The 19,748-nt window shown below is 66.0% G+C and carries 13 protein-coding genes and 2 pseudogenes; 7 read left to right on the top strand and 8 right to left on the bottom strand.

Annotated elements, in window-relative coordinates:
* Positions 1-181: 181 nt before the first annotated feature.
* Positions 182-1,426, top strand: coding sequence for a hypothetical protein (locus BN4346_RS47940; RefSeq protein ID WP_154677686.1), 1,245 nt, complete (start codon positions 182-184; stop codon positions 1,424-1,426).
* Here BN4346_RS47940 and BN4346_RS47460 read toward each other — a convergent pair.
* Positions 1,423-1,797: a hypothetical protein gene (locus tag BN4346_RS47460; RefSeq protein ID WP_067977032.1), complete on the bottom strand. Its 375-nt coding sequence runs from the start codon at positions 1,795-1,797 to the stop codon at positions 1,423-1,425. The two genes, BN4346_RS47940 and BN4346_RS47460, sit on opposite strands and share 4 nt — an antisense overlap.
* Positions 1,798-2,300: 503 nt before the next feature.
* Between BN4346_RS47460 and BN4346_RS46485 the strand changes: the two genes are divergently transcribed.
* Positions 2,301-2,933 (top strand): hypothetical protein, encoded by a 633-nt coding sequence (locus BN4346_RS46485; protein WP_067977033.1) that lies wholly within the window; start codon positions 2,301-2,303, stop codon positions 2,931-2,933.
* Positions 2,934-5,316: 2,383 nt separating this feature from the next.
* Here BN4346_RS46485 and BN4346_RS46495 read toward each other — a convergent pair.
* The 6 genes from BN4346_RS46495 to BN4346_RS46520 form a co-directional block, all read right to left on the bottom strand.
* Positions 5,317-5,727 carry a GtrA family protein gene (locus BN4346_RS46495; protein WP_067977035.1) on the bottom strand — a complete coding sequence of 137 codons (411 nt, stop codon included), beginning with the start codon at positions 5,725-5,727 and terminating at the stop codon, positions 5,317-5,319.
* 102 nt (positions 5,728-5,829) lie between these two features.
* Positions 5,830-6,660: a galactan export ABC transporter permease subunit Wzm/RfbD gene (gene wzm / locus BN4346_RS46500; RefSeq protein ID WP_067977036.1), complete on the bottom strand. Its 831-nt coding sequence runs from the start codon at positions 6,658-6,660 to the stop codon at positions 5,830-5,832.
* Positions 6,657-7,613 carry a galactofuranosyltransferase GlfT1 gene (gene glfT1, locus BN4346_RS46505; protein WP_067977037.1) on the bottom strand — a complete coding sequence of 319 codons (957 nt, stop codon included), beginning with the start codon at positions 7,611-7,613 and terminating at the stop codon, positions 6,657-6,659. The genes wzm and glfT1 overlap by 4 nt, the downstream gene beginning before the upstream one ends.
* Positions 7,610-8,419: a galactan export ABC transporter ATP-binding subunit Wzt/RfbE gene (gene wzt / locus BN4346_RS46510; RefSeq protein ID WP_067977038.1), complete on the bottom strand. Its 810-nt coding sequence runs from the start codon at positions 8,417-8,419 to the stop codon at positions 7,610-7,612. The genes glfT1 and wzt overlap by 4 nt, the downstream gene beginning before the upstream one ends.
* 19 nt (positions 8,420-8,438) lie before the next feature.
* Positions 8,439-9,017 carry a bacterial proteasome activator family protein gene (locus BN4346_RS46515; protein ID WP_078058888.1) on the bottom strand — a complete coding sequence of 193 codons (579 nt, stop codon included), beginning with the start codon at positions 9,015-9,017 and terminating at the stop codon, positions 8,439-8,441.
* Positions 8,993-10,939 carry a DUF6541 family protein gene (locus tag BN4346_RS46520; RefSeq protein ID WP_067977039.1) on the bottom strand — a complete coding sequence of 649 codons (1,947 nt, stop codon included), beginning with the start codon at positions 10,937-10,939 and terminating at the stop codon, positions 8,993-8,995. The genes BN4346_RS46515 and BN4346_RS46520 overlap by 25 nt, the downstream gene beginning before the upstream one ends.
* A 124-nt stretch (positions 10,940-11,063) precedes the next feature.
* Between BN4346_RS46520 and BN4346_RS46525 the strand changes: the two are divergent.
* The 3 genes and pseudogenes from BN4346_RS46525 to BN4346_RS50110 form a co-directional block, all read left to right on the top strand.
* Positions 11,064-12,251: pseudogene (locus BN4346_RS46525) on the top strand (cysteine desulfurase-like protein); the annotation flags it as partial.
* Positions 12,252-12,497: 246 nt separating this feature from the next.
* A pseudogene (locus tag BN4346_RS46530) lies at positions 12,498-13,679 on the top strand (AMP-binding protein); the annotation flags it as partial.
* Positions 13,680-13,826: 147 nt separating this feature from the next.
* On the top strand, positions 13,827-14,303 hold the full coding sequence (locus tag BN4346_RS50110; protein ID WP_456080973.1) for a hypothetical protein: 477 nt from the start codon (positions 13,827-13,829) through the stop codon (positions 14,301-14,303).
* Here BN4346_RS50110 and BN4346_RS47945 read toward each other — a convergent pair.
* On the bottom strand, positions 14,300-14,455 hold the full coding sequence (locus tag BN4346_RS47945) for a hypothetical protein (protein WP_154677688.1): 156 nt from the start codon (positions 14,453-14,455) through the stop codon (positions 14,300-14,302). The genes BN4346_RS50110 and BN4346_RS47945 overlap by 4 nt on opposite strands.
* Positions 14,456-14,708: 253 nt before the next feature.
* Between BN4346_RS47945 and BN4346_RS46535 the strand changes: the two genes are divergently transcribed.
* Positions 14,709-17,030, top strand: a complete 2,322-nt coding sequence (locus BN4346_RS46535; protein WP_235653810.1) for an autotransporter outer membrane beta-barrel domain-containing protein — start codon at positions 14,709-14,711, stop codon at positions 17,028-17,030.
* A gap of 40 nt (positions 17,031-17,070) precedes the next feature.
* Positions 17,071-19,461 (top strand): hypothetical protein, encoded by a 2,391-nt coding sequence (locus tag BN4346_RS46540; protein WP_067977041.1) that lies wholly within the window; start codon positions 17,071-17,073, stop codon positions 19,459-19,461.
* The last annotated feature ends 287 nt before the right edge of the window (positions 19,462-19,748 follow it).

Below are 19,748 nucleotides of genomic sequence, written 5' to 3' on the forward strand. Positions count from 1 at the left end.
CGCCCTGAACGACGAGGGATGTCGGGAAACCCACCAGCGGTGCATCGTCGCTTCACCAACTTTCTTTGTCGGCGACGTTCTTTCGGCTGGCTGCGCTCTAAGGCATCTGTTACCTTAAGCGTCGCTAAGTAATTTACGTCTCTGTCAACCGCAACAGCTGATCTTGAGCTGAAGGGGGAACATGTCGCATCGATCTGTCGCCACGGGCAAGGCTCGTCTCGGTCGCGCCGTGGGCGCCGCCAGTGCTGCAGGCGCCTTCCTGGCTTTCGGCATGACGCCACTCACCGCGGCACCGGCTATTGCTGACTTCGACTTCTTCGGTGACCTGTTCAGCTGGATCGAGCCGTCGGCGGCCAACACCGCCGACTTCGACTGGTCGGGCTTCGACGCCATCGACGGCGGCTTCTCCGGTTCGGCGGCTGCCAGCCCGCTGGATGACTTGAACGCGCTGGTGGCCAACACCCTCAACACGGTCATCTACCAGCCGATCTACGGTATCGGCCAATTCTTGATCGACAGCGGCCTGCACCTCAATGGTGTCTTCGACAACGGTTCCAATGCCTACGTCAGCATCGACAGTGATGGCGACCTGGTCTACCACGCGGCCAGCGCGGGTGGCTTCCTGTTCGGTGACGGCGGCAGCGGCGCGTTCGTCAATGCCGACGGTGAGGTACTCGGCGCTGACGGTGCGGTCTTGATGGACGGCGGTAACGCGGTCACCCTGGCCGACATCGAGAACGGCACGTACTCGTTCGACGGCGCAGCGTTCAACCTCAACGGTGGTAACGCCGGCCTGGTCGGTAACGGTGGTGACGGTGGCAGTGGCTACGGCATCGGTGGCGATGGTGGTGCCGGTGGCTTCTTGATGGGCAACGGCGGCAGCGGTGGGTCCGGCGGTATCGGTGACCTCGGCGTGATCGGCTTCGCCGGTGGTGTCGGCGGCGATGGTGGCTTCTTCCTCGGCAACGGCGGTGCCGGTGGTACCGGCGGCACCGGCGGTACGGGTGTTGCTGGCGGCATCGGCCAGGCCGGCCTTGCCGGTGGCAACGGTGGTTCCGGTGGCAACGGTGGTGTTGCAGGTCTGTTCGGTAACTCCGGTGCTGGCGGCACCGGCGGTGTCGGCGGTGTCGGCGGTAACGGCGGTAATGGTGCGGGCGGCACCGAAGAAAACCCCGACGGAGGTAACGCCGGAATCGGCGGCGCCGGTGGTAACGGCGGCGTCGGCGGTAACGGTGGCGCCGGTGGCTTCTTCGGTGTTCATGCGGTCCGCAGGGCGGGGCCGGGGCCGGTGGTGCTGGTGGCGCCGGTGGCTCCGGTGCGAGCGGTGGTACCGGCGGTGCCGGTGGTAACGGCGGTAGCGACCCCTACGCGGGCGGCAGCAACGGTGGCGCAGGTGGTAACGGTGGTGCCGGCGGTGAAGGCCTAGCGAACTCCAACGGCACCGGTGGCGTCGGTGGCGCCGGTGGTACCGGCGGTAACGGTGGCGACGGCAGCACCATCCGCTGGGGCAACCCGGGCCAGACGACCCAGTCCAACGACAACTCTTCGGGTCCGATCGACGGTATCCACGGTGGTGCCGGCGGCGACGGCGGCGCCGGTGGTGCCGGCGCGGTCACCGGTGGCAATGGCGGTAACGGTGGCAACGGCGGCAACGCCACTGTCCCGGCGCTGGGCCCGGACGGCCTCAACGGTGGCGCTGGTGACACCCCGGGCGCCGACAGCGCTGGCGGCGCAGCTGGTACCGGTGGCGCCGGTGGCGCCGGTCCGGATGCCGAGAGCAACGGCAACCCCGGCCAAAGCGGTACCCCCGGTACCGCGCCGGAGCCGCCCGTCGAGCAGCCGTAGAACCTCGACGACGCCAAAGAAGCATCTCGCAGAACCTTGCGGGGTGCTTCTTTGTATAGGGTTCGGGTCCGGCTCGTCGTCATGACAATTCCACTCCTCGGAGTGTGGATGGCCGATCGAAAAATGCTGCGGTGGTTAGGATTTGGTGCGGGGCGCGCGCGCAGCACTACCGAACGACGCCACGCTGCGTGCATGTTCCGCGGCCCCGGTGAGCGACTTCATCCGATGAACAGCTCGCCCAGAGTCTCGCAGCGGTGACGCATCCCTTGGGCGTGACAGTTCCGCACGGCCAAGGCAACCGCGGACCGGTCCAAAGATCCGGCCGCGGTTATCTTTTCGCCTCCCCGCCCGAGGTGATTCGCGCCCCGGCGCCGTCGACGACGCCGCAAATTGGTCATCTCAGTGTTTGGTTTCGGGTCCGGAACACCGCGTGCTCTGCAATACAATCGGTCGTCATGTGGACGGCGTCAGACGGATACTCCCGGGGACTCACCAATGTTGCGGCCGCCGGCGTGATCGCGATGGCGGCCGGTGGTGTGACCGCGATGCCTCCCGGCATGGCTCCTTTTGCCGCGGCCGTGGCCCCGGTGGAGCTGACCGCCCTGACAAGTGACTCCAGCCTGATGGACATCATCGGCGAGCTGACCGGATTGAACTGGATCATCCCGCTACTCGACAACCCGGACAATCCGCTCTTTCCGGTCGTCGTCAGCCTCGAGGCGCTCGGTGAGTTGTTTGTGGTCATCCCGCTGACGCTGCTGGTCGGCACGCCGCTGCTTTTGGTCACCGAGGGGTGGCAGGGTGTCGAGGACACCATCTCCCTGCTGGGTACGGCCGCCGACGGGGTGAAGAGTCTCTTCGACAACCTCGTGGACTGGTACCAGACGCGCAACTGGCTCACCGGTGAATTGCTCGATCCCAGCTCCAGCGAGGCCGGCGGTCTGTCCGGCTTGGGCGATGTCCTCCACACCGGCAGTTGGGATGACGTGCTCACTCCCGTCAGTTTCGACCCTGCGCTCACCTTGGACGGTTTCGACGCCGGTCTTGCCGACGTCGGTCTGGGTGACCTCGGCGAAGTGCCTGCCTGACCCGCGGGGCCGCTACAGCCCGTAAGCCACCCGCGCCGGTGCTGGCACGGCACGACGGCCGGAACTGCTGTTCGGAGATGGCACCGCTCAGCTGAAGATCCGCTGATGTCGGACCGGCCCCGCCGCGGCGTGGATCGCGCCCAACGGGGACTTGAGCCGCCGATAGCCGCGGCAGTACCGGGCACTGAGTGCCGTGGATCACACGGTTTTTGCCGGTCTAGCTACCCTCCCGACCCTCACTCACGAGCCCGCGAATCGCGCCGTAGGCGGTGGTAGGAGGGGTGCCGTGCGCAAACAAGCAGGCTTATCGCGACTTTGCTAGCAATTTGAACAATGACATAAATTTCTCCCGGTTGCAGGCCAGCATTTCCGTCCATAACTCTCCCTATTGTTACACAATTGTCCCCCGGGTAAGACTTCGTTCTACACATATCCGCAGGTCGTAGACGTGTAGGCGAAGATTGTGCGCACACTATTTATTTACCGATATTGGTTGCCGAATTCGAAACATGTCTGTTAACTTAACGCGGGATAAGCAATTTACGTCACCGTCAACGATCAAGGGCTGATCCGCCTGAGGAGATCTCATGTCACACCGCTCTGTTGCCAAGACAACAAAAAGCCGAGTCAGCGCCGCCGTGGGCGCCACCAGCGCCGTGGGCGCGTTTCTCGCTTTCGGCATGACGCCGCTCGTGGCGGCGCCGGCCGGCGCCGAGGGGCTCGACGGCCTGTTCGATGACCTGTTCAGCTGGGTCGACCCACCGGCGGCGGACACGTCGGGGCTCGACTGGCTAGGCCTCGACGCGTTCGGCGGCGACCTGGCCGGCTCGGCGGCAGGCACCGACCCGCTGCAGGCCCTCAACGAGCTGGTGGCCAACTCGATCAACACGATCATCTACCAGCCGCTGTATGACATCGGCCAGTTCTTGATCGGCAGCGGCCTGCACATCAACGGCATCTTCGACAACGGCACCAACGCCTATGTCAGCCTCAACAGTGACGGTGACCTGGTGTACCACGCTGCGACCGGTGGTGGCTTCCTGTTCGGTGACGGCGGCAGCGGCGGGATCGTCAACGCCGACGGCGACGTGCTCGGCGCCGGCGGCACGGTCCTGGAGGATGCTCACGGCAACGACATCACATTGGCCGAGATTGAGAACGGCACCTACAGCTTCGCTGCCGGTTCGACCTTCAACCTCGACGGCGGCAATGCCGGCATGCTTGGTAACGGCGGTGACGGCGGCAGCGGCATCGGCCTCGGCCTNGGTGATGGCGCTGCCGGCGCCACGGGTGGTGACGGCGGCAGCGGCGTCATCAACGCCACCGACGGCGCCACCGTCACTGGCACCACCGTCACCGGTGGTGCGGGCGGCGCCGGCACCAACGGCGGGCAGGGCGGCCAGGGCGGTTCCGGCCTGGCTGACGCCACCGGCGCTGACAGCACCATCACCGGGACCGCCACCGGCGGCACGGGCGGCGCAGGCGTCAACGGCGTCGGTGGCGACGGAGGGAGCGGCCAACTGGTCGTCGATGGTGCCGGGGGCAGCATCGGCGGTGGCGGCAACGACGCGATCGCTCAGGGCGGCAATGGCGGCACCGGCACCGACGGTGGCGTCGGGGGCAAGGGCTCCTGGGGAGAGCTGGAGTCCGGCGAGGTCGGCTACGCCGCCACGGGCGGTAACTCCTTCGGCACCTCCACCGGCGGTGACGGCGGTAACGCAACCGGCGCCGGGAGCCACGGCGGTGACGGCGGAAGCTCGGACATTCAGAGTTCCAAGACCACCGATGGCGGCACCTTGGGCGGTCCGGGCGGAACGGCCAGTGGCAACGCGACCGGCGGTAACGGTGGCAACGCCACCGGCGGAGGCCAGGGCGGCGCCGGCGGAAAGGCCAGCATCGCTACCGGAGGTCACCCGGACAACGTCGCGAACGGAACTGCGACCGGCGGTCAGGGCGGTGACGGCCTCGACGGCGGTACCGGTGGCAACGCCGGGTGGAGTCGGGTTGACGCCTTTGGCAACGGCGTCGGGAACGTTCCATCCACGGCCACCAACGGCACCGCCACCGGCGGCAACGGTGGAAGCGGTACCGGGTCCGGTGTTACCGGGGGCAACGGCACCGACGGCAACATCGTCAACCAGGGCGGTACGCAGACGGACGGCCAGACCGCGACCGGCAACAACGGGGCGAACAACCCGGCCAACGCGTAGCTCCAGACGAGAAGGGCCCCGGCTCTGGCCGCCTCTGGCGGCACAGGGCCGGGGCCTTTCCCGTCGTCTGAGTCGCACCATGTTCGGCGACGGCGCTGACGGTCGCTCCCCTCCGGTGGCGGCGTACTCCAGAACCAGCACTACATGTGGCCCGATGGTCCTCCGGCCCGAGACTAGTGCGCCCGGAAGATCAACGTCCGCTGCACCACAAAGTTGATCACGGTCGCGGTGCCTTGCGCCGCCACGAACGCCACCGGCAGCGCCCACCGCCGGTAATCCAGTAGCTGCAGGCACAGGTGGTTGATCCCCACCTGGACAGCGAACGTCATCGCGTAGAGCGCCATCACCGCGATGAAACGCCCGGCGTGGGCCGAGGATTGGAACGTCCATCGCCGGTTGATCAGATACGCGGTGGTGGTGCCGGCGACGAAGCTGATCGCCTTGGCGATGTCGACCGGGACGCCCGCGCCCAGGTACAGCAGCAGGTACAGCCCGAAATCCACGACCGCTGACAGGGCTCCGGTAACCAGGAAGCGCCACACCTGGGTCGACAGCTGCAGCGGGCGGGGTGTTATCTCGGCCACCCGGGAATCCTAATCAGCGGACGGGCGGAACGCGCGGGCGGATTCGACGCCGTGCTCACCGATTTCGGCTTGGGCGACCTGATTGCCTGACCTGCGCGGCTGCTACACCCAGTACGCCACCCGCGCCCGGTACTGGCGCATCACCACCGCGGCGACCGCCCAGCCGACCACGGTCAGCACCAGCACCACCGCCCAGTGCCGCAGCTCCTGGTGCGCGCCCAGCAGCGGGGCCCGAACGATATCGAGGTAGTGCATCAGCGGGTTGAGTTCGACGACGTTCATCCAGCGTGACGCCCCCTGAGCACGCAGGGTGTCGTAGTTCCAGATGATCGGCGTCATCAGAAACAGCAGCTGCACCACCGAGAACAACAGCGGGGCGATGTCACGGTAGCGGGTGGCCAGAATCCCGAAGCACAGCGATACCCACACGCAGTTCAGCGCGATCAGGAGCAATGCCGGGACCACCGAAAGATCCGCCCACGACCAGGGTTTCGGGAAGATCAGCGCGATCGGCAGATAGATGACGATGTTGTGCGCGAACAGGATCATCTGGCGCCACACCAACCGGTAGACGTGCACACTCAACGGCGTCGGCAGCTGTTTGATCAGCCCTTCGTTGGCGACGAACACGTCGGCGCCCTCCAAGATGGCGGCGTTGAGCAGGTTCCACACGATCAGTCCCAGCGTCACGTACGGCAGGTGCACGGCCAGGTCGAGGTGGAACAGCTTGGAGTACAACCCGCCCATCGCCACCGCCGTGGTGGCGGTGCCGATGGTGATCCAGAACGGGCCCAGCACGCTGCGCCGATAGCGCTGCTTGATGTCCTGCCAGCCCAGGTGCAGCCACAACTCGTGGCGGCGGAACCCGTCCACCAGATCGGCCCGCGCCCGCGCAAACGTCTTGGACTGCGCGGCAACGTCGTCGAAGCTCATTGCTGCCCCTCCGGTTTGGCGAACTGCTCTCGGCGTCCCTGCCGGCGAAGCCGCGACCACTGCATCAGGCCGGCCGGGTCGCGGCGCGACACCAGGAAGAACCAGCCGAACCGCAGCCACTCCTGGACCAGCAACCGGCGCATGCCGGGCTGGGCCATCAGATAGCCGCGGTTACGGTAGGTGTAGAAGCGTTTGGCGGCGCTGTCTGGATATTGGGCGTGCATCCGGCCACCCAGGATCGGCTTGAACTCCGCCGACCCGCACGGATGCAGGTAGGCCGCGTTCAGGCACGTCCCGAACGCCAATCCGGATCGCGCCAGCCGGCGGTGTACCTCTACCTCGTCGCCGCGCATGAACAACCGCAGGTCCGGCACGCCGACCGCGTCCAGGGCATCCGCGGTGAACAACGCCCCGTTGAACAACGACGCGATCCCCGGCAGCAGATCGTCATCCGCTGCGCCAGTGCGTAATTCGCCGACCTCGCGCCGCCACACCAGGCCCCGCCGTAGCGGGAAGGCCAGCCGGGATGGGTCGTCGATGTTGCACACCATCGGGGACACCTCGGCCAGGTGATGCTTGGCCGCGCAGTCCAGCAGCGCCGACAGCACGCCGGCGTCGGCGGGACGGCCGTCGTCGTCGGCCAGCCACACNAGACCCGGGCACCCGACCAGGCCGTCGTCGTCGGCCAGCCACACCCAGTCCGCGCCGGCGGCCAGGGCATGCAGCATGCCCAGCGCGAAACCGCCTGCCCCACCGAGGTTTCGCCGCGACCCGAGGTAGGTGGACGGCACCGGTTGGCCGGCCACCAGCTCGCGCACTGCGGCATCGTTATCGTTGTCGACGACGATCACGTGGTCGGGTGCCCGGGTCTGGCTTGTGAGCGCCTTGAGGGACTCGGCCAGCTGCTGCGGCCGCCGATGGGTGACGACGACGGCGTAGACGGTTTGGTTCACGCCTGGTCCCTGGCCTGCGTCTCGGCAAGCACCTCGCGTACGTGCCGGGCCGCGTCCGGGCCTTCGTAGGCGCCGACCACTTCCTCAATTCCGCCGGTCATCCGGATGGTGCCGTGGTCGATCCACATCGCGGTCTTGCACAGCCGGGCCAGGAATTCGTTGGAATGGCTGGCGAACACCAGGATTCCGGACCGTTCCACCAGTTTCTGCAGCCGGGTCTGGGCCTTTTTCAAGAAGTCGGCGTCCACTGCGCCGATGCCCTCGTCGAGCAGCAGGATTTCCGGGTCGATGCTGGTGACCACGCCCATCGCCAACCGGACCCGCATGCCGGTGGAGTAGGTGCGTAGCGGCATCGCCAGATAGTCGCCCAGCTCGGTGAATTCGGCGATCTCGTCGACTTTGGCGGCCATCTGCTTGCGGGTCTGGCCGAGGAACAGTCCGCGGATGATGATGTTCTCGAAGCCGGAGATCTCCGGGTCCATGCCTACGCCCAGATCGAACACCGGCGCCACCCGCCCGACTACCGATGCCGACCCGCGCGTCGGCTCGTAGATTCCTGAAAGCAGCCGCAGCAGTGTGGATTTGCCCGCGCCGTTGTGCCCGACCAGGCCAACTCGATCGCCCAGCGACAGCGACATGGTGATGTCGCGCAGCGCCTCGACCACCACCACATTGGAGTTGTTGCGTCCGATCGCCCCGCCGGCCTTGCCGAGGAACGCCTTCTTCAGCGATCGTGCCTTAGCGTCGAAGATCGGGAACTCGACCCAGGCGTCGCGGGTGTCGATACGAGGATCGTTGGCAGACAAGGCAATTCCGCTCGCAGGCTTACAGATACTGACCGGAGCCGGTATGGCCCTGGGCGTGCCCGCCGCCACCGGCGCCGGGGGGCAGGGCGCCGTGACGCATCTGCTCCAGCTGCGCACGGGCGGCCATCTGCTGGGCGAACAGCGCGGTCTGGATGCCGTGGAACAGGCCTTCCAGCCAGCCCACCAGCTGGGCTTGGGCGATTCGCAGCTCGGCGTCCGACGGGGTGGTGTCCTCGCGCAGCGGCAGCGTCAGCCGGTCCAGCTCCTCGCGCAGCTCCGGGGCCAGGCCATCCTCGAGCTCGCGAATGCTGGCGGAGTGGATCTCGCGCAGTCGAAGCCGGCTCGCGTCATCCAGGGGAGCCGAGCGGACTTCTTCGAGCAGCTGCTTGATCATGGTGCCGATTCGCATCACCTTGGCGGGCTGCTCGATCAGGTCGGTCAGTGACGCCTCGTCATCATCGGCGGCGTCAGTGGAGCTGCTGAGCCCGGCCGTCAGCAGCCGCGGGTCGGCGCCGCTGATGATCTCGACACCATCTGCGCTGTCCATGTCGTCTGCGCTGCTGCCGCTGCTGGTCACCGCGCTTTGTCTCCTTGCCATTCGTAGATGCTGGCCCCGCCATTGTCGTAGATCTTGGCCCACGACCGCGATTTCTCCAGTGACATTAGTCCGTCGGGCAGCGTGAACCCCCGGACCGTCGGGCTGCTGATCAGCACGTAGCGGATATTGAGGTCGTGCACGGCTTCCGCTACCCGCGGATCGGTGTCGGCGTCGTCGGCGTAGGCCCAGAAGATGAATCGCTGCGGGCCGGGGCCCTGCTGCTGGGGATAGTCGTAGTGCGTCCACAGCGGGTGCAGGTCGGCGACCGCGTACATCCAGGCACTGCCGTCGACGTTTGCGTTGCCGATCACGGTGTCGCGGGCCCCGGGCAGGTCGGCCAGGTATGCGTACGCCTGCAGGTCGCGGGAGTCGACCATCACCGAGTCGTACTTGTCGCCGAACAAGAAGGCGTGGCGCGGCAGGTAATGCCAGGCCAGCCCCACCGTCGCGGCCACCAACAGCAGCCCGGTCGCCGCCGGACGGACTCGCGCGCCCATCGGCTTGGTCACCAGCGCCACCAGCGCCGCCAGGCCCACGCCGGCCGTCGGGACCAACAGCAGCGTCATCGCCGCCATGATTCGGCGCGGGTCGCTGTAGAACAGGTCGGTGAAGGTGCCTACCACCTTGCCCACCGGGCCGCCGAGCGGAGCCGAGGACTGCACCACTCCCACCACCAGCACCGCCCACAGCGCCAACGGCCACCACACCTTGCGGGCCACCAGCACCGCTGCCCCCGCCGCGGTCAGTGCCACCAGGGCGTATTGGATCGGAAAGTCGTTGAGGTGGCGGGTGTACATCAGCAGCGCGTCGCGCAGACCCGACTTGCGGCCCTCGTGGGTCAGGAACGCGTGCCCGGCGATGATCTCGGCCTGCTTGCGCACGCTCAGCAGTTGCGGCAACAGCAGCAGGCCGGTCGGAATCAGGACCCCGGCCAGCGCGAGGGTGTCACGCCGCTTCCCGCGCAGTGGATTCCACAGCGCTCCGTCTTTGGGGCACAGCCACCAGGCCGCCACCAGCAAGACCGTGACCACGCCCCCGGTCAGGTGTACCGAGAACACTCCCAGCAGCGCCAGCACCGCCACGCCGATTCGGTCCCGCAGGGTGCGCACCGCGGTGATCAGCGCGAACGCCGGCGCCACCAGTCCGTAGGCCACCAGATTGGGCATGGCGGCGGTGCCGAACTCGACGTAGGGCAGCGCGGTGAACGACGCCGAGAGGGCGGCGGCGGCGCCCGCTGACACTGCGGTCACGGCGGTGCTCGTCACTCGCTGCAGCAGATTCCAGGTGAGCAGGGCCGCGCTGACCGGGAACAGCCACACCGAAGCGGCCAGGCTGGCCAGGGTGTAGCCGGTGGTGGGTGCGGCGCCGGTCAGTTGGCACAGCACCGCGGTCAGCGCGTGAAATGCCGAGGGGTAATACAGCGCGGCGTGGGTTTCGACATTGCGCAGCTCGCCCATGTGGGTCGGTGAGGCCTGGCCGGTGTCGAGGATGAAGCGGACGGTGTTGGCGTGCCATACCGCGTCCCAGGTGCTGGGAATGCTCTGCCAATTTCCGATCCCCCGGGCCGCGGCCCAGCCGATCAGCAATACGCCCAGCAGTGTTCCGGCGGCCACCGTGAGTATCGGCCACAGCGCCGGTGAGGGAGCCGCCACATGGATGCCGGGGCGGCGCTCCAGCAAAGACCGCATTCCCTTCGCCAGGCCGGCCGTCAACGCGCCGATCGCCACCAGGGTGACCGCTGCAGTGATTGCGTTCCAAGGGATTCCGAGCGCGCCGAACGGGACGATGGCCAGGCCTACGACTCCGTAGGTCAGCGCCGGGCCTACCGCCACGGCTAATGGCCAGTTCAGTCCGGCGCCGGCGGCCACAAGCGCGCCCGGAACCACCAGCAGCAAAAGCGCTGTGACCAGTCCGAAGACCATTCCGAAGCCAAGAAGCACTGCACTAGTATGTCTGCAAAGGTGACCTGGCTCCGTATTGCGGGGGAGCTATCTCGTGAAACGAGACGTTCACCGATCGATCTTGAGAAGTTTTGAGGTGGCTGGCATGGCCTATGACGTCGCTCGCGTGCGTGGATTGCACCCGACGCTCGGTGACGGATGGGTTCATTTCGATTCACCGTCGGGCATGTTGATTCCGGACTCGGTGGCCACGACCGTGTCGACTGCGTTCCGGGGATCGTTGGCGAAGGCGAGCGGCCCGCACCCGGCGGCCCGGCGCAGTGCCGCGGTGCTGGATGCGGCCCGCCAGGCGGTGGCCGATCTGGTGGGCGCCGATCCCGCCGCGGTGGTGCTGGGTCCCGATCGCGCCGTGTTGTTGAGCGCCTTGGCCGATGCCGCGTCGTCGCGGGTGAGCCTGGGCTACGAGACCGTGGTAACCCGCCTCGACGACGAGGCCAACATCGCCCCCTGGGTACGCGCCGCCAACCGCTATGGCGCCAAGCTCAAATGGGCTGAGGTCGACATCGAGACCGGGGAGCTGCCGAGCTGGCAGTGGGAGAACCTGATCACCCCGTCCACCCGGTTGGTGGCACTGACGTCGGGGTCGGGGGTGCTGGGCACCGTCACCGATCTTCGGCCGGTCACCAAGCTGGTCCACGATGTGGGCGGCGTGGCCGTCGTCGACCACTCGGCCGCGGCGCCCTACCAACTGCTCGACATCAAGGAGGTCGAGGCAGACGTGGTGGCCGTCAACGCGGCCTCCTGGGGTGGGCCGCCGGTGGGCGCGCTGGTCTTCCGTGACCCGGCGCTGATCGAGACGTTCGGATCGGTGTCACTGGATCCGCACGCCGTGGGCCCGGCCCGGTTGGAAGTCGGCCTGCACCAGTTCGGTCTGCTGGCTGGACTGGTGGCCAGTGTCGAGTATCTGGCTTCGCTGGACGAGTCGGCCCGGGGCAGTCGGCGCGAGCGGCTGGCGGTATCGATGCAGTCGGCCGCGGCATATCTGAACCGGCTCTTCGAGTACCTGTTGAGTTCGTTGCGGTCACTGCCGCTGGTGATGCTGATCGGCCAGCCCGAGGCGCGCATCCCGGTGGTCAGCTTCGCGGTACAGAAGGTGCCGGCCGAGCGGGTGGTGCAGCGGTTGGCCGACAACGGTGTGCTGGCGATCGCCAATGCCGGATCCCGGGTGCTGGATGCGATCGGGGTCAACGACGTCGGGGGAGCGGTCACCATCGGGTTGGGCCATTATTCGACGATGGCCGAGGTCGACCAGCTGGTTCGGGCGCTGGCCTCCGCCCACCGTCGAGCGACCACCCGCGCTATGTCGCCGACTGTGCGGTTTCGTAGGCGAAACGTCGAAGATGCCGATCAAACCGCACACTCGACTCCGAGCGCCGGCTCCGCCGCGCTTGCGATCCCGCTACGCTGTGGGCCGTTAGCGCGAAGCACCCCTGAAGGTGATCAGAAGATGGCAGAACCGACGACGTCCTTAGCCCCGCTGGCTCTGGACACGCTCATTGACCTGATGCAGCAGCAGGCTGCGCGTCGTGGGGACACGCCCGCATTCATCTTCTGTCCCGAGGGCGATATCGAAGAGGACCGGATCACCTACCGGGAACTGGACCGGCGCGCCCGCTCGATCGCGACCACCCTGCAGAATCGCGGTGCCGCCGGTGAGCGCGTATTGGTGCTCTGCCGCCCCGGGGTGGACAGCATCGTCGGGCTGTTCGGCTGTTTTTACGCGGGCGCCGTCGCGGTTCCGGTCGACGAACACTGGCCGATCCGGCGGGTCGAGACCGTCGTGCCCGAAGCGGATGCGCGCTTCGCGCTGGCGACCGCCAAGACCCAGGACAAGATGAAGTCCGCCGTGGATGGTCTGAGCGCCGGCCCGAAGTTGACCTGGCTGGCCATGGACGAGGTCTCCGACGACGGGTCGGCCTGGGAGTTGCAGAACGTCGGCGCGGACAGTCTTGCGATGATCCAGTACACCTCGGGCTCCACCGGGGTGCCGAAGGGTTGTGTGCTGACCCACCGGAACTATCTGAGCAACCTCGAGATCATGCGGTGGGCACTGAACCCGGCCGACGACGCGCCAGTGATGAACAGCCCGATCAGCGGGGTGTCCTGGCTGCCGCAGTACCACGACATGGGCTTTGTTGGGGGCATTCTCGGCACCATCTACGGCGGCCGCACCACCGTGCTGATGTCGCCTAGTGCCTTCCTGATGCGCCCCATCCGCTGGATGCAGGCGATATCGCGCTACCAAGCGACGATCACCGCCGCGCCCAACTTCGCCTATGAGGCGTGCGTCAAACGCAGCACCGCGCAGCAGCGCGCCGCCCTCGACCTGTCGAACCTGTCGATCGCCGTGATCGGTGCCGGACCGATCAACCCCGAGACCCTACAGTCCTTCACCGAGGCGTTCGCGCCCGCCGGTTTCCGGCCCGAGGCCTTCATTCCCGCCTACGGGCTGGCCGAGGCAACCCTGGGCGTGACGGGCATGTCCGAGTCGTCGGTGCCGGTGATCCGGCACTACGACCGGAGCGCGCTTAGCGAGGAACGGGTTGTCGAGGTGAAAGCCGACACCGCTGGAGCGGTAGCTCTGGTGGGCTGCGGCGCCAAGGCGGAGACCCAGGAAGTCCTGATCGTCGATCCCGAGACGCGGTTACTCCGTGCCCCCGAGGAAGTAGGCGAGATCTGGGTGTCCGGGCCCAGCGTAGGCGTGGGCTACTGGGGCCGTCCCGAAGAAACCGAGCACGCCTTTCACGCGCACGTGGCCGACACCGGTGAGGGCCCGTACCTGCGCAGCGGCGACCTGGGGTTTTTCCGGGACGGCGAGCTGTTCGTCACCGGCCGGTGCAAGGACTTGATGACGATCGGCGGCTACAGTCATTACCCCAATGACATCGAGCTGACCGTGCAGGCCTGCCACCCGGCACTGATGCCCAGCCGTGGTGCGGTGTTCCAGTTGGAGACCCAGCGCAACGCCCCTGAGTATCTGGTGGTGGTACAAGAGGTACACCACCACGAGGCGGTCGGGGTCGATCTGAACGACCTGATCGAAACGATCCGGGCGGCGATCCGCACCCACCATGGCATCGACGCGCAGGCCGTCATGCTGCTCAAGCCGATGCGGATACCGACCACCACCAGCGGCAAGATTCAGCGTCGCGCATGCCGCGAGCAATACGTCGCCGGGGAATTGGTGCCGATGGCCCACTGGGCGGAGCCGCTGCCCAAAACCGACGCTTCGGACGTCAAGAGCGCCCTGCTCGGCGGCCTGGTGCAGCTGGCTGCGACCGGCTTGGCGCAGCGGCTGCGGGGAACCAAAGGCCCGCAGGGCTAAAGCGCCAGTCCGGCCGAGACCCGTGTGTGGCCACGACCCCTTTTGATCCGGGCCTGTTCGGCCTCGCCACCTGTGGAGAAGCTGAACGCGATCTTGTCGCCGTAACGGTCGGCCTGCTGCGCCAGCATGGCCATCAGGTTGGTTGCGCTCATTGTGTTGACCACCTTAGCGATCGACCGGTACCAGAATCGACATTAACAAAACCTGAGAGGCGGGGTCGGGCTGCGGTGCACTCGCGGCTGCAACATGGGGTATCGCCGTCCCGTCAAGTGGAGATATATCGCCTCGCGTGTGATTTTTCCGCGTTTTTCCGAGGTTTTTCCTTACAACGATTACCGTTCGACAACGCGGAAAACTCATGTAAGTTTAAGCAACGTCCGTAGTCAGTGTCCGTAGGAGAGCATGATGCAGCTGGCGCTTCGCCCGTACGTCACCCCCGGCGTCGCCATCGCTGGTGCCGCCTTAATCGCGGTAAATACCGCGGTGCCGATCGCGGCCATGCGGCCCGCTGCAGAGCCTCGCCAGCAACTTCACAGCGTCGAACACCATGCCGTGCAGCTCACTTCCACGCCCGACTTCTTCGGGCCGTGGACCGACCTCTTCACCAACACCGCCAACAACTTGGTGGCCATGGGCCACGACAACGGCTGGGCCAACCTGCTGGAGCAGATTTTCACCGATCCGAGCTCGCTGTCGCGGTTGCCGGAGGTGTTCGACTTCCTGACCACCTTGATGCCTTCGGTCAGTGGCGAAGACCCGATCATGGTCCTGCTCTCGCCGATCCTGACTATCGGCATGGGCCTCATCGGTCCGCTGGTCACGGTCAACAACGCGTTTAACGACATTCTCGACCAGATCTTCCGCCCCAACGACTTCCTCGACCCGTTCGCGGCGATCTTCACCGCGGTACCTCGGTTGCTTGACGCCTGGCTCAACGGGACGGACACCCTGGACATCGCCGGCGTGCACATCCCGCTCTTCAACGGCATCCTGGTCCCCGGCCAGAACTTGGTCATCGACCTCACCGCGGACGATGTGGTCAACGGCCTGAAGATCGGCGACCAGACCGTCGCCCACCTGCTCGACCAGACCGGGATCGGCTCGCTCGAGGTGTCGGGCATGCTAACCGGCTTGCTGGACAGCGTGGGGCTGGGCAACCAGACCCCCGTTGACTTGATTGACACCCTCGGGCTCGGCGACCTGCAGGTCGCCAGCGTGTTTATGACCGTGCTGGACGCCGTGGGGATCGGCAACCCCACCATCGCCGACATCATGGACCAGATCGGTGTCGGCGATCTGCAGGTCGCCGATATCGCGATCGACATCACGCACGCCCTGGGCTTCGACAACCCGACGGTCACCGGGATCGCCGACGACATCGGCCTCGGCGAGCTCAAGATCGCCGACCTGGGCATGGACGTGCTCAACGCGCTGGGCATCGGGGATCCGACCGTCAGCGGCCTGCTCGGCGACTTGGGCGCTGACAGCCTGACCGTGAACGGCCTGCTGCAGACCGTGGTGGAGGCGCTCGGTCTCGCCGGCCAGACCCCGGCCTCGCTGCTCGACGCCCTTGGCGGTGGCGACCTGACCACCCACGAAGTCATCACCTCGCTGCTGAACGGCCTGGGTCTGGGCAACCAGACCCTGATGGACTTGGTCACTCAGGCGGGCATCGGCAACGCCAACATGGGCGAGGTTTTGGTCGGCGTCCTCGGCGACGCGGGCAACACGTCGATGCTTGACGTCGTCGACGATCTCGGCCTCGGCGCTGTCACGGTCAAACAACTCACCGACCTGTTGGGTATCACCAACCTGTCGCTGGGCACCGTGTTCGGAAACCTCCACAACATGGGCTTGATCGGCAACATCACGATCAACGACTTTATCGCCGCTACCGGCGGCACCCCGCTGGCCAAGGGTGGTGACTCGTCGTTCATCGACGCGATGGCCGGCCAGACCGTTGGTTCGATCCTGGAACAGCAAGGCTTGCTCAATTCGCCGCTCAGCTCGCTGCTCGGTGACATGGGCAACCAAACGTTGGCCGAGGTGATCACCGCCAACTTCGCCGTGACGCTGTCCGACATGCTCAGCCAGTCCGGCTTTGCCGATATGACCCTGAACGAGCTGGTGCTGGCGAACATGCCCGACCAGCCGCTGGCGGACCTGCTCGGCATCACGGCCAACACCCCGCTGGCTGACCTGATCAACCAGCTGGTCCCGGCCGACCAGACCATCGTCGACATGCTCAACCAAGCGGGCATCGGCGACCTGCACCTGTCCGAACTGCTCACTCAGACCTTCGGCGACCAGACCGTGGCCAACGCGCTCGACGACAACGGCATGGGCAGCATGCATCTCGACGACATCATCCGACAGGCCCTGGGCCCGCAGAGCGTGAACGACATGCTCAACCAGTTCGGTATCGGCGGGCAGTCGCTCAGCGACCTGTTTGATCAATTCTTCGGCGGCATGACCATCCACGACGGGCTCATCGATCTGGGCCTGGGCGATCAGACCCTCAATGAGCTGATCGACTCGTTGTTCGGTGCCACGACGGTGAGTGCCCTGCTCGGCGACTTCGGTAACCAGACCGTCAACGAGCTGCTGACCTCGCTGGGTATGGGCGATCTGACCGTGATCAACGCGCAGATCGAAGAGTTCTACGGCTCGCTGTCCTACTGGCTCGATGGCCTGGGGAACCAGATTGCGGCGGTGCTCGGTGGCTAGGCGACAGGGAAACTTCGGAACTTCCGTCCGGGAGGGCGTCATGCAGCACACACTTCGTCCGTACATCACCACCGGCCTGGCCGTTGTCGGTGTGGGTCTGGTCGCGGTTCCACCCGTCACCTCGCAACTGCCGCAGCTGCAACGTGAGCTCGCGGCCGTCGAGCAGCGGGCCGTTGCGCTGACCTCCGGCGACTTCTTCTCGCCCTACACCGACCTGTTCACCCACACCATTGCCAACTTGCAGGCGTTGAGCGAGAACTCGGTCGATATGTGGGGCCTGCTGCAGTACATCGTCACGCACCCGCAGGAGGCGTTGGCCGGCATCCCGGATGTCGTCAACATTTTCACCAACGCGATGCCCACCATCGGCATGCAGTTCTTGCCGTTCCCGGCCGACATCAGCCTTCAGTTGCCGCTGTGGATGAACTCGCTGCTCGCCGGCATCGGCCCATGGGTGACGCTCTTCGACGCGATGGGCGACGTCATCCGCGATGTCTTCAACTTCAGCGACCCGATGGGGGCGCTCTCTGCGCTGATCGGTGCGCCGGCGACCCTGCTCGACGCCTTCCTCAACGGCACTGCGAGCTTCAGCATCGGCGACATCACCATCCCGCTGTTCAACGGTTTCCTCACCACGGGGCAACCCATCGATGCCAACTTCACCATCGGCGGCCTCGTCGATCAGTCCGGCTACGGCGATACCACCATCACCAGCCTGCTCAGCCAGGCCGGTATCGGTGACGTCCCGCTGGACACCCTGATCATCGAACTGCTCGACCAGGTTGGTTATGGCCACATGACGCCGGTGGACCTGCTGAACGAGTTCGGGATCGGCACCCAGTCGCTGTCCGAACTGCTGATCGGAGTGTTCAACGAGGCCGGTATCGGCAACCCCACGATCGCCCAGCTGCTGACCGACCTCGGCGGTATCAGCCCGGACGACTCGATCGCGAGTCTGCTGATCGCCCTGCTCAACTTGCCGGAAGTCGGCATCGGCAACCCCACGCTGTCGGAGTTCATCCTGAGCCTCGTCGGTGGCGATGACCAGACGGTCGGCGGCTTGATCAAGGACCTGCTCGGTGCGACGGGCAGCGAATCGCTTTCCAGCCTGGTGGACCCGAGTTGGACCGTCGGCGGGCTCATCACCGACACCTTGGGCAACCCCGCGCTGACCGATCTGTTCGCCGAGTTGGGCCTGGGCGACGTCACCCTCGGCGCCGGGATCAGCCTCCTGCTCGGCGAGACTGGCAGCGACACGCTACTCGACCTGCTGAACAACGGCTTCCTGGGACCGGACATCACCGGCAACACCGGGATATTCGACCTGCTGGCGTCGATGTTCCCACCGGGCACCACTTTCTCCGACTTCATGGGGGAGCTCGGGAACCAGACGTTGGGCGACTTGCTGTCTGGAATGCCGGTCGGGGAGAACACCCTCGGCATCGATCCGACCACCCCGATGACCGACATCAAGTTCACCGAACTGATGACGATCGCCGGTATCGGCGACACCCCGCTGGCCACGCTCTCCCCGGAGAACGCCAGCCTGATCGAGAAGATCGGCAACCCGACACTCAACGCCTTGTTGGGGACTAACACCGTCGGGCAGACCCTGTCGAACCTGAACCTCTACAACGTCACGGTGGAACAGCTGGTCGAATCGACGGGCCTGTCCAACTACCAGCTGGAGACGCTTTTCGAGGGCTTGGGCAACCTGAGCGGCAACGTCACCCTGGAGGAGTTCCTTACCGACCTGGGCTTCAACCCGACCCTGAACCAACTCCTGACCAGCGCCCTCGACGGGCTGGGCCTGGGCAACACGTCCGTGCTCTCCCTCTTCGAGGACTGGGGGATGGGCAGTGTCAGCCTGCAGAATCTGATCGACGCCCTGGGGCTGGACAACCTCAACATCCAATCGATGTTCAACGCCCTCGGCTTCAACAACATCGACCTCGACAGTTTCGTCGACCGGCTCGGGTTGAGTGGCATCTCCGTTGCCGGCCTGCTCAGCGGTCTGGGCTTTGACACCAGGCACCTTGACGACGTCATCGAGAGTCTGCTGGGCGGGGTGTCGATCGGCAGCATGCTCAACGGGTTGGGCCTCGACGAGGTGCACCTCGACAGCTTCATCACCGACGTGATGACCAGCATTCTGGGTGACCCGACGTTGGGCACCTTCCTCGGCTGGCTGGGCCTGGACACCAACGATCTGGACACCATTGTCGCCAATCTGGGCCTCGGCGGCGTGACGATCAACTCGCTGCTCACCGACCTCGGCCTCGGCGGCTTGGACATCAACGGTCTGATCGACGGCTTGGGCCTGTCCGACCTGGGCGTGCTCGGTATCAACGGTGACTTCTTTGGGGTCGCCGCCGAGTGGCTCAACGATATTCCGAACCAGATCGCCGCGGCGTTGGGCTTTACCGGCTGAGCCTGAAGGGGCCAGCCGATCCAGAACTAAACGACAGACAGAGCTAGCACAACTGTGGGCCACACAGATAGGAAATCCCAAATGGCAGTAGGGCGTAACACTTCGGGCAACGGTCGGCGCGGTCGGCTGGGTCGGCCTAGCCGTCGACTGCTGGGGGCCAGTAGTGCGGTTGGGGCGTTTTTGGCGTTTGGGTTGTCGCCGTTGTCGGGGGTTCCGGTGGCGCAGGCTGATGAGCTGGATTGGGTTGTTGATCTGGTTGGTTCGGATTTGGCTGGGGCGCTTGGTGA

Origin of the sequence: Mycolicibacter icosiumassiliensis, from assembly GCF_900078685.2 — a bacterium.
In the GTDB taxonomy this organism is placed as follows: Bacteria; Actinomycetota; Actinomycetes; order Mycobacteriales; family Mycobacteriaceae; genus Mycobacterium; species Mycobacterium icosiumassiliensis.

Coding starts and splice junctions, on each gene's coding strand:
- BN4346_RS46520 (WP_067977039.1), bottom strand. CDS start 10,939: ATGGTCTTCGGACTGGTCACAGCGCTTTTGCTGCTGGTGGTTCCGGGC.
- wzm (WP_067977036.1), bottom strand. CDS start 6,660: ATGAGCTTCGACGACGTTGCCGCGCAGTCCAAGACGTTTGCGCGGGCG.
- BN4346_RS47940 (WP_154677686.1), top strand. CDS start 182: ATGTCGCATCGATCTGTCGCCACGGGCAAGGCTCGTCTCGGTCGCGCC.
- BN4346_RS50110 (WP_456080973.1), top strand. CDS start 13,827: ATGACGATCGGCGGCTACAGTCATTACCCCAATGACATCGAGCTGACC.
- BN4346_RS46535 (WP_235653810.1), top strand. CDS start 14,709: ATGCAGCTGGCGCTTCGCCCGTACGTCACCCCCGGCGTCGCCATCGCT.
- BN4346_RS46485 (WP_067977033.1), top strand. CDS start 2,301: ATGTGGACGGCGTCAGACGGATACTCCCGGGGACTCACCAATGTTGCG.
- BN4346_RS46540 (WP_067977041.1), top strand. CDS start 17,071: ATGCAGCACACACTTCGTCCGTACATCACCACCGGCCTGGCCGTTGTC.
- BN4346_RS46515 (WP_078058888.1), bottom strand. CDS start 9,017: ATGGCAAGGAGACAAAGCGCGGTGACCAGCAGCGGCAGCAGCGCAGAC.
- BN4346_RS47945 (WP_154677688.1), bottom strand. CDS start 14,455: ATGAGCGCAACCAACCTGATGGCCATGCTGGCGCAGCAGGCCGACCGT.